General features: G+C 65.5%; 4 protein-coding genes and 1 pseudogene. 3 read left to right on the top strand and 2 right to left on the bottom strand.

Annotation, left to right across the window (positions count from 1 at the left end; translation table 11 throughout):
- Nucleotides 1-114 precede the first annotated feature (114 nt).
- Complete coding sequence (locus FVW27_RS03215) at nucleotides 115-1,278, bottom strand: ABC transporter substrate-binding protein (RefSeq protein ID WP_012612309.1); 1,164 nt, start codon at nucleotides 1,276-1,278, stop codon at nucleotides 115-117.
- A gap of 349 nt (nucleotides 1,279-1,627) precedes the next feature.
- Here FVW27_RS03215 and FVW27_RS03220 point away from each other — a divergent pair, with 349 nt between their 5' ends.
- The 3 genes from FVW27_RS03220 (at nucleotide 1,628) to FVW27_RS03230 (ending at nucleotide 7,251) form a co-directional block, all read left to right on the top strand.
- Complete coding sequence (locus FVW27_RS03220; protein WP_243838181.1) at nucleotides 1,628-2,584, top strand: histidine racemase CntK family protein; 957 nt, start codon at nucleotides 1,628-1,630, stop codon at nucleotides 2,582-2,584.
- Nucleotides 2,585-2,817: 233 nt separating this feature from the next.
- Nucleotides 2,818-5,877: a hypothetical protein gene (locus FVW27_RS03225; RefSeq protein ID WP_167122683.1), complete on the top strand. Its 3,060-nt coding sequence runs from the start codon at nucleotides 2,818-2,820 to the stop codon at nucleotides 5,875-5,877.
- A 378-nt stretch (nucleotides 5,878-6,255) separates the two neighbouring features.
- Nucleotides 6,256-7,251 (top strand): quinone oxidoreductase family protein, encoded by a 996-nt coding sequence (locus FVW27_RS03230; RefSeq protein WP_167122685.1) that lies wholly within the window; start codon nucleotides 6,256-6,258, stop codon nucleotides 7,249-7,251.
- Between the two features lie 37 nt (nucleotides 7,252-7,288).
- Here FVW27_RS03230 and FVW27_RS03235 read toward each other — a convergent pair.
- A pseudogene (locus tag FVW27_RS03235) lies at nucleotides 7,289-7,603 on the bottom strand (C-GCAxxG-C-C family protein); the annotation flags it as partial.

Below are 7,603 nucleotides of genomic sequence, written 5' to 3' on the forward strand. Positions count from 1 at the left end.
GCCGGGCGGCAACCCGGCACGCCGCAGGGCGGCGCGGATGGAAGCGGAAGCCGCGCTGTGCGTGCGGCGGAAAAGGCCCCGCGCAGCCAGTGGGCCGCGCGGGGTGTCATCATACTACTTGGGGCAGACCGATTCGGCGAAGGTGAATTCGCCCTTCTCGCTGATCTTGACGACCACGGCGCACTTGATGGGGTCGCGGTTTTCGTCGAAGCTCATCTTGCCGGTGATGCCGTCGAAGCTCTTGATGTTGACCATGGCGTCGCGCACGGCCTTGCGCATCTTGCGGGTATCGGAGTCAACCTTGCCCACGCTCTGGATGGCCTGCAGCACGAGGCGGGTGGCGTCCCAGGTCAGCGCGGCCACGTCGTCGGGGATGTAGCCGTACTTGTTGTTGTACTTGTCGATGAATTCCTTGGTGGCGCCGGTGGCGCCAGCGGCGGCGTAGTGGGTGGAGAAGTACTGGCCCACGCATTCCTTGCCGCACAGGTCCATCAGCTCGGCGGAACCCCAGGCGTCGGAGCCCATGAACGGACCCTTGTAGCCAAGGTCGCGCGCCTGCTTCACGATAAGGGCGACGATGTTGTAGTTTTCAGGCAGGAAGATGAAGTCGGGCTTGGCGGCGACAACCTTGGTAAGCTGGGCCGAGAAGTCCTGGTCCTTGGTACCGTGCGATTCCATGCCCACCACGGAACCGGCGCCGTGCATCTTCTCCCACTCCGCCTTGAAGAACTCGGCAAGGCCCTTCGAGTAGTCGTTGGAGATGTCGAACAGCACGGCGGCCTTCTTGGCCTTGAACTGCTTGGTGGCGAAGTTGGCCACCACGGGCGCCTGGAAGGGGTCGAGGAAGGCGGCGCGGAACACCCACGGACGGCCCTTGGTGGTATCCGGGTTGGTGGACCAGGGCGAGATCATCGGGGTTTCGTTGTCGTTGGCAACGCCGCCGGCGGGCACGGCCTGCTTGGACGACTGCGGACCGACCACGGCCAGCACCTGGTCGCGCTCGATGACCTTCAGCATGGCGTTGACGGCGGATTCGGGCTTGGCTTCGTTGTCCTCGAACACGAATTCGAGCTTGTACTTCTTGCCGCCCACATCCAGGCCGCCCTTGCCGTTGATTTCTTCGCGCAGCATTTCGGCGGCAAACTTCGAGGCCTCACCCACCTTGGGGATGTCACCGGTCAGGGGGATGACGAAGCCGAGCTTGATGGTGTCGGCGGCGAACGCCTGGCCCGACAGCACCAGCAGAAGTGCCAGCACGAGCAATACTGTCTTCTTCATCTTTGCCTCCTCGCAGGGAAACTAGGGTTTTTGATAGCGGTTTAGTATCGCAATCAGACCATGAAGGGAACCGCTTTCTTCAATAATGTCTTTTTTGTAAATACACAACAATTTAAGCTTGTTACGATTTGACCATTTTGTCACCAAAAATTATGCCGTCATACTGGACAGTTAGATAACCATCGGGCATCATGCACAAGATGCCGCGCGTCAGGGGCCATACCGCACCCGCGCACGGACCATCGCGTGTCATACCTTGGTAATCCGGCATGTTCCGGCATTCCGACCGTATTTTCGCCCCGGCACCCCCCCTGCGCCTGCGGGGCGGCACCTGCTTGACACGACAAGATTGTTCATTCAACCCATCTTCGTCATGCACCACCCCAGCGCCCTGCGCTTTCACAAGTTCAGCCCCGGCGGCAACACCACCATTCTCGTCACCGATCCGGTGCCCGCGCCCTTGCGCGCCGCCGTGGCGGCGGAACTGATGGGCGAGCATCACGTGCACGCCGAACAGGTGGGGTTTGTCACGTTGGCTGGAACGTACCCGCGCATCGACATGATGGGCGGCGAATTCTGCGGCAACGCCTGTCGTTCGCTGGCCGCGCTGCTGGCGTTGAAGCGGGTGCTTCATGCCGGTCCCGGCGGACTGATGTCCGGCGAGATCGCCAGCTCCGGAGTATCCGGCACCCTGCCGGTGCGGGTGGTGCATACGCCGCATGGTCCGGATGCCGCCGTGCGCATGCCCCTTCCGCCCCCTGCCCCCTCCGCATACCCCGCGTCAGCAGACACGGCCGAACCGGTATGCGTGGACAAGGATCGGGTGCCCCAGGACGCCACGGCGTTCCGATTGGTGCAGCCGCTGGGCGAAGGGTTGGAACTGGTGCGCCTGCCGGGCATCACCCACCTGTTGCTGGATGCCTCCGTGCATCCCTTCCCCGGCGACTGGCAGGTCAAGGCCTGCATGCTCATTGCCCGCCATGGCCTGAATGACGAACCGGCGGCCGGATGCATCTGGCACCACGGCCCCCTTGCCGCCCCTTCCATCACGCCGGTGGTGCGGGTGCGCGACACTGGGAGCATCCTGCTCGAATCCGCCTGCGGCTCCGGTTCCCTGGCGTACGGCCTGCATCGGGCCGCCATGGATGGCGGCGAAATCGCACTGGCGGTGCGCCAGCCCAGCGGCGCCACCATTCGCGTTTCTGTCAGCCGCCGTGCCGGTCTGACGCCAGAGGCATGGATAGGCGGCACGGTGCGCCACGTGGCCGGCGGCACCGCCTACCTGTACGGCGACCAACTCGCCTAGCTTCGGCCCCCATCGCCTGGCACAACGCGCACGGCTTTCCCTGCATCTACGGTGCGTTGCCGCGCGCCCGCCGCGTGCCCCGATTGACGGCGTCGTAACCTTTCCGTAACAATGCATGCACGGGAACCTCCCGAAATCACGGAGGCTCGCCCTGTCGCTTCCGGCATCGCCCCCCTGCTGCTGCCGGAAGTGCCGCAACCTTCACGGACGCACGGCGTCACTGCGACATATCCATGGCATTTCGCACACTTTTCTTCGACCAGCAGGACCACGAGCTGCTGCTCATGGTCAACAAGGTACTGGAGAAGGCCCGCACTCCCAGCCCCTTCGTGCGCAAGCTGTTTGACGCCAGCCTGCACCCGCACGGCATCAAGGAGCTTTCCGTCTCGCGCGAACTGCGCGTGGCCTACGCGGTCATCAACCTGCTGGATTCGCTGGAAGCGGGCCTGGCAGAAGACCGCCTGCTGGCCCTGCAGACCCTGCGCGACGAAGTGCTGTACAGCGCGCAGACTGGCCTGCGCCGCAACACGGCGCGCGTGCTCATCCAGATCATGAAGGACCTTGTGCGCGCCCATGGCGACACCTGCCGCCAGCTCAAGCTGGCGCACGATTTTCGCCGCGCCGCATCGGGCAAGCCGCGCATCGTGCGCGCCCTGCTGGCCCAGTACCACCTGCTGGAAATGCCGGAAGAATGGAACCAGCTGGCCTTCGACAACCATGTCCACGACGCCAACACCAAGGGCCGCAAGAACCCCACACACCTGATCATGGATGCGTGGATCAAGGGCATCCGGCACCTTACGGTCATCTACTACAACTTCGTGGAATCCGCCGCCGCGCGGGAACTGATGCAGGCTGCCGACATCATGGGGGTTTCCGTCCGCATCGGGGTGGAATTCCGGGTGCCGGCGCGCCACAAGTACGCCGAACTCATCTGGGTGCCGCGCGGTTTTTCCGACTCGCAGGGCTTTCTCTCGTTTCTGGAGGAAACCCCCACCCAGCACCTGATGCAGGAAGGCCGCAAGGCCTCGCAATACCTTGCGGAATACGTGCTGCAGGTGCTGCGCCGCTACAACGAGCGCCACCGCCGCGCCATCAACGACGAATTCGGACTGACCCTGGAACCCCTGCACCGCGACGAATTCCTGGCCTTCGTGGGTACCGGGCAGCCTTCGCTGCTGCACCTGGCGGAATTCATCCACAAGCGGCTGGTGCCCGCCCTGCAAGGCCGGGTAGAGGAACTGCGCGACGAATGGGCCATCGCCACCCAGCCGGAACGTGACGCCATCGAAGCCCTGGTGCAGCGCCTGGACGCGCTGGACGCCGAGACCGTGCATGACCTGTGGCTGGCCCCCGGCTGCAACCCGGACATTCCCTCGCCCTTCGTGCCCCATGAAGGGGCCGACGTGCCCGACATCCTGCGCACGCCGCCCCGGGCCCTGCTGGACTGGCTGACCAGCCTGCACAGCGGCTACCGCATCACCCTGAACCTCTCGGAACTCACCGTGGCCGACGTGCTCGAGCTGCTGTGGGATTGCGAGGGGCTGATCACCCACCTCGAACTGTTCAACCTCAAGGACTGGGCGGAAGGCGACGAGGCCCACGTGGCCAACATCCGCGCCATCAACGAGTTGCAACTGGCCATCAACAGCGGCAGCGCCCCCCGGCTGAAGCGGCTTATCCGCGCGCTGATCCGCGACTACGCGGAATCCGGCGCGGAAAATGCCCCCGAACGGTGCGAAAAATTCCGCCGCATCCTGCGCAACATTCCCCGGTTGCAGGCGTTCTACAAATCGGTGCAGCTCAAGTCGCGCATCGGCAGCGATTCCACCAGCCGCTCGCACCGGGTGCACGGCATGGGGCTGGTGTTCCGCGAAACCCTGCCCCGGCGCGCCCAGAAACAGATCGACGACCCGCACGACACCATGCGCCAGATCATCCCCGTGCATACGGAGGTGTACCTGCGCGAAAGCATGCTGGAACGGCGTACCCCCGTACTGCCCAGTTCCACGCTGGTCGGCCTGGTACGACGGCTGCCGGGATTTTCGCGCTTCGGCTTTCGCCGGTCGCGCGAATGGGTGGTGCGCACCGACACCTCACGCGTCACCCCGCGCGGCAACATCGCCACCCTGGGGGGCTTTGCGCGCAGCGGCGGCAACGGCCTTTCGCTGCACATGCGCGGCGGGGCGGTGTGCAAACGCTGGATGGGCATGCGCTACCTGAACACCGGTGTATCCAATGCCCTGAAGGTGCTGGCCGGGTTCATCCCCGCCGTGCTCTCGTTCATGCAGACCCAGGACAGCCTGGTCACCGCCTTGCTGTGGACCACCGTATGGTTCGGCATCACCGGGGTGCGCAACGTCATCCAGGCCGTCACGGGCGGCGGCGGCGTAAGCCGTTCGCCCCTGCTGCGCTGGAACGACTACGTGAGCTGGAGCCGGATCAGCGATTCGCTGCTGTTCACCGGCATTTCCGTGCCGCTGCTGGAAAACGTCATCCGCGTGCTGTTGCTGGAACAGGGCTTCGGGCTGACGGTGAGCAACAACCCCGCCCTGGTCTACGCCGTCATTTCGGCCGCCAACGGGGCCTACATCGCCGCGCACAACATCTATCGGGGGCTGCCCAAGGAGGCGGTGCTCGGCAACATCTTCCGCAGCGTGATGGCCATACCCACCTCGATGCTTTACAGCGAGATGCTGGTGGAACTGCTGATACTGATGCACGTGCCCAACCCCACCGTGCTCATCCAGCCCTATGCGGCGGTCATATCCAAGATGGCGTCCGACACCATTGCCGGTGCAGTGGAAGGCTACGCCGACCGCAACAGCAACATGCGTATTCGTCGCTGGGACTACGAAAGCAAGCTGTACCAGCTGTTCGACACCTTCTCCAGGCTGGAACTGCTGTTCCCCGAAGAAGACGTGCTGGAACTGCTCTCGCAGCCCAAGCAGTTCATCCGCGCGGTGGAGGCCGAGGCCGAGGATCTGGAACGGACCATCATCATCAATGCCCTGGACATGATGTATTTCTGGATGTACCAGCCACGCGCGCGCAACGTGCTTTCGTTGCTGGTGCGCGAGATGTCGCCGGAAGAAAAGGCCATCCTGGCCCGCTCGCAAATGGTACTGACCCGCGAACGCGAGGTGAGTCAGCTGTTCGTGGACGGCATCGTGGGCAAGAACTTCTCCAAGCCGCTGGCTTTTTTCCTGGACCGCAACGTGGAGTACCTGACGGCCATGTCGCGGCTTACCGGTGTGGATACGGTGGGCAACCGCGTGGCCTCTCCCGTGTAGCCGCACCCCTTGCCCGGCTTGCGCTTTCGTGCCATACAGGCCGCGCGAGCCGCGGTAACCCCGCCTTTGCTCGCCCCACTGGCCCCGCTTCGGCGGGGCTTTCCTTTTGGCGCGCATCGCGCCCGTTCCGAACCGTCCCGAACCTGTTCCGAGCCCATTCCGACACCGTTCCGCCCCATCCCTCCCCCGTCCCGCACCGTCACCCCAAGGTGACCCCGTAACTTTTCGGTGCCGCCTTGTGCGAACCCGCAAGCTGCCCTACCATGCAACATGAAATACCGTCTCGCAGCACCGGCTTTCCAAACCGCCGGGGACGAGGCACACCAGCCCGGCGACAACGCGGGCAAGAATGCAGGTTTCCCCGCACAGGAGGCGCACATGTCCACAGCATCCGGAACATCCAAGGCCATCTTTTTCCACGAAACCGGCGGGCCGGAAGTGCTGCGCTGGGAAGACCACGCCCCCGGCATGCCCGGCCCCGGCGAAGCGCTGGTGCGCCACGGGGCGGTGGGGCTCAACTTCATCGACGTGTACCACCGCACCGGGCTGTATCCGCTGCCCGCGCTGCCCGCCATCCCCGGCATGGAGGGCGCGGGCACCGTGGAGGCCGTGGGTGACGGCGTGACCGAAGTGAAACCCGGCGACCGGGTGGCATACGCGGGCAACCCGGTGGGTGCCTACGCCGAACGCCGCCTGATTCCCGCCCACCGGCTGGTGGCGCTGCCGGACGACATCGACTTCGTCACGGCGGCGGGCATGATGCTGCGCGGCATGACCGCGCGCTACCTGCTGTACGGCTGCTACCCGGTGACGGAGGGCACCACCATGCTTGTGCATGCGGCGGCGGGGGGCGTGGGGTCGCTGGTGGTGCCGTGGGCGCGGCACCTGGGGGCCATGGTCATCGGCACCGCGGGAGACGAGGCCAAGGCCGAGCGCGCACGGGCCAACGGCTGCCAGCACGTCATCCTGTACCGCCAGGAGGACGTGGCGGCCAGGGTGCGCGAACTCACCGACGGGCGCGGCGTGGACGTGGTGTACGATTCGGTGGGTCAGGCCACGTTCATGGCCTCGTTGGACTGCCTGCGCCCCATGGGCACCATGGTCTCGTTCGGGCAGTCGTCCGGCAGCGTGGAGCCGTTCAACCCCGGCCTGCTGGCGGCCAAGGGCTCGCTGTTCCTCACCCGGCCCAGTCTGATGCACTACACGGCCAAACGGGACGATCTGCTGGCCCACGCCCGTGATCTGTTCGACGTGGTGCGCGCGGGCATCGTGCAGGTGCAGGTGAACCAGACCTTCCCGCTGGCGCAGGCCGCCGACGCGCACCGCGCGCTGGAATCGCGCCGGACCACCGGTTCCACCGTGTTGCTGGTGTAGGCAGTAAACGAAGGAAAGGCAGGAATCCCGCCGGGGTTCAGCTCCGGCGGCGGAAGGGCAGGCGCAGCAGCACTCGCAGGCGGTTGCGCCACAGGGTCAGCCCGGTGTCCGCCGGAAGGGACAGCGCCCCGTCACTGGGGCGTACGCCCTCGGCCAATAGTGCGCGGGCAGCCAGAACGGCCCCCTTGCCGGTCAGGCTGCGGCATTGGGCAAAGTGGGCCGCCTTGTCGTGGCGCACGTGGCGGATGAGCACCCGGCAGCAGGTGGCCCCGCAGTCGGCGCGAAAGGCGTCGTGCATCTGGCGGGCCAGAGCGCGCCCTTTCGTGCCGCCCGCACCGCGCTCCGGCCTGCC

Origin of the sequence: Nitratidesulfovibrio liaohensis (genome assembly GCF_011682075.1) — a bacterium.
GTDB lineage: Bacteria > Desulfobacterota > Desulfovibrionia > Desulfovibrionales > Desulfovibrionaceae > Cupidesulfovibrio > Cupidesulfovibrio liaohensis.

Excerpts from the sequence above, each read along its gene's own strand:
- FVW27_RS03230 (WP_167122685.1), top strand. The coding sequence starts at position 6,256 with ATGTCCACAGCATCCGGAACATCCAAGGCCATCTTTTTCCACGAAACC.
- FVW27_RS03215 (WP_012612309.1), bottom strand. The coding sequence starts at position 1,278 with ATGAAGAAGACAGTATTGCTCGTGCTGGCACTTCTGCTGGTGCTGTCG.
- FVW27_RS03225 (WP_167122683.1), top strand. The coding sequence starts at position 2,818 with ATGGCATTTCGCACACTTTTCTTCGACCAGCAGGACCACGAGCTGCTG.